The organism is Brevundimonas sp., assembly GCF_041648055.1.
GTDB lineage: Bacteria > Pseudomonadota > Alphaproteobacteria > Caulobacterales > Caulobacteraceae > Brevundimonas.
Genome location: NZ_JBAZPS010000028.1, coordinates 1 through 2,595, shown reverse-complemented (window position 1 = coordinate 2,595; position 2,595 = coordinate 1). Strand labels below are relative to the sequence as shown.

Sequence of the window (2,595 nt, the reverse complement as noted above, 5' to 3'; positions counted from 1 at the left end):
GAAAGATGCTCTTGGCGAGATCCAGACCAACAGTGCTAACCTGTCCCATGGACGCCTCCTCGAGTGTTGTTCAACACCCTCACTCTGGCACATCGATGCCGTCGGGGGGCGTCCACCCCATCACCCAAAGCGGACCTGTAGTTGGACAGCACGCTGCTCGCTATAACGGGCCTCATACCTTGCCCGGAACAGCGGTCGATACGGACTTCACGCTGCTCGCCACTGTTCCGGACGACGACCTCACCTGATGGAGTCTATCTGATGAGCATCGAAAGCGCATTGATCGTTCGCAAGGCCGCCCTGCCCACGGCGGCCCAGTTGACTGCCGACATTGCGGAAACCGGCGTTTCCGTAGCCTTCCCCACGGATTTCGCTCTCGACCAGAAAGTAGCAGGCTGGGTGCCGGTGACTGTCGATGGTCAGCTGAGCGGCTTCAACTATGATGTCCAGCCGATGTCAGAAATCGACCCGGCAGAACTGCCGCCTGGGGTGGCCGAGGCTGGGGACACCGTGTTGGCCTTTGGTGGAAAGGGCACGCTGTCCGCCGAGACGGTCACCCTGATTCACAACGTCTTGGGACGCCGTTATCGGGCTTGGCTGTTGATTGAGGATGAACTGCTGCCCCCGGAAGACGGCTGGGGCGCCGGCACCTCGCTTGATGACATCCATGTGGATCGCCGTGGCTCTCCCGCGAAACTGGCCGCAGATGTCGAGGCTTATATGGCCCAGCGCTTTGCGCCCGTAACAAGGGACCCGCACGCCAAGACGAAGGACCTGCTGAAACAGCTGGTTTTCCCGATCCTCATCTTCGCGGCGCTCGGCGGCTTCTACCTATGGGCCCAGCTCAAATAGGGCTCTCTTGTCCCAACACCGACGACATCTCATCAGTAGGATCCACCAGCCGCTGAGATTGGCGTCCCGGAGGCGGCGATATGTCAGAACGACAAGAGCGACGTAGACCGACAGTCCCGCGAGAGAAGCGACCCACTCCAATCCCTGCAGCCTCCTGACTGCGGCCCTCACCGCGCTGCGGCATCGGTCCGACACTCGGCATCGGAATCTTGGCCGCGCCAAGACGGGTGTCGTGAAAGTCCATTTTTATGTAATAATGGAATTATGGAACAGCTGGCTGGCCTGGAGACACAGATCGCAGATTTGACCGCCCGTGTTGAGGCGCTCGAAAACCGCCCTCCTAAACACGAGCCGTCCACACCTTCCGATCCGTTCTGGATCCTTGATGGGATCAAGGAACGGGTCGATGATCCGGGCGCGGTGTTCTTCGCCGGAGTGGTCCGGACGGCGGCGGGGCCCGTTGAATGGCAGACCGGTTACCCCGTCGATCAGATCCTGGCGTCGGACTGGGGCATGCTCGCTCAAAGTCTCGCATCGCTGGGCAACCCTGTGCGCCTGCGCCTCCTGCAGGCCGTGATCAGTGGGGCCACGACCGTGGGGGATCTCTCCGCGGGCGAGGGCATGGGCACCACGGGCCAGCTCTACCACCATCTCAACCAGCTCGTGGTGCAGGGCTGGCTCGAGCAGGCCGGTCGCGGCCAGTATACACTTCCAGCCCAACGGGTGGTGCCACTACTGGTCCTGCTCACAGCAGCAGGCAAACGCCCATGAACCTACCCGCGAAGACCGTCATAGCTTTCCTGGGCGCACTCGCTGTGTTCGTGATCGGTGTGGCGGCCATGCCTCAGCCGCTTCAACTGTCCGACCGGACACAAGGCGATCCGGAGCTCCTGACGGAGGTCCGCGCGCATATCGCCGCCTCCCCCGGCGCACGCGACAGTCTGAGCGTGGCGGTGATTGATGGGCAAAGCCTACGCGTCGCCCATTTCGGCGCCTCGGACGCCACCGAGTACGAGATCGGCTCCGTCACCAAGACGATCACGGCCGCTCTGCTCGCTGATGCGATCGCGCGTGGAGAGGTGGAGGCCAATACGCGTCTCGGCAGCATTCTCGACCTTGGCAGCAGTCCCTCGTCTGCTCTCACGCTCGAAGAGCTGGCGACCCAATCCAGTGGCTTGCCGAGAGTCGCCATGTCGCTGGACAAGCTGCCGTCCATCCTGGTCGCGCTCGTTCTGTCACGCGATCCCTATGGATCGACCTTGGAAGAGCTCATCGCGGACGCCCGCGACGTCCACGTTGGTGGCAAGGCGTACCGCTACTCGAACCTGGGTTTCGCACTGCTCGGGCAAGCGCTCGCCGAAAAGGCCGGAACCCCGTTCCCGACCCTGGCCGAAGAGCGGATTTTCAGACCGCTTGGAATGGAGAACTCCTATGTGCCGATGTCGAAGAACGACCTGAGAGACGGTGCGCCGTCGGGCTACACGTCTTTGGGAAGAACCACGGATCCCTGGACCCTTGGCGCTGACGCGCCGGCCGGCAGCGCCCGATCCACACTGCCGGACATGACGGACTATATTCGTGCCTATATGGACGGCACGGCACCAGGAATCGGAGCCACAGAACCGCGCAGGCCAGCCGGGGCAAGATCCCGTATCGGTTACGGATGGCACATCACGGGCGAGGTCACCTGGCACAATGGCATGACCGGCGGTTTTGCGAGCTGGATTGGCTTTGATCGCGGAG

At 62.4% G+C, this 2,595-nt stretch carries 3 protein-coding genes; all 3 read left to right on the top strand.

Going from position 1 to position 2,595, the window contains the following annotated elements; all coding sequences use genetic code 11:
- Window positions 1–141 precede the first annotated feature (141 nt).
- The gene (locus WC585_RS17215; RefSeq protein WP_373259232.1) at window positions 142–852 is read left to right on the top strand and encodes a hypothetical protein; all 711 of its coding nucleotides are present in this window, start codon (window positions 142–144) and stop codon (window positions 850–852) included.
- 264 nt (window positions 853–1,116) lie between these two features.
- Window positions 1,117–1,623, top strand: coding sequence for an ArsR/SmtB family transcription factor (locus tag WC585_RS17210; RefSeq protein WP_373259230.1), 507 nt, complete (start codon window positions 1,117–1,119; stop codon window positions 1,621–1,623).
- On the top strand, window positions 1,620–2,595 hold a 976-nt coding region (locus WC585_RS17205; protein ID WP_373259228.1), incomplete at its 3' end, for a serine hydrolase domain-containing protein. The genes WC585_RS17210 and WC585_RS17205, both read left to right, overlap by 4 nt.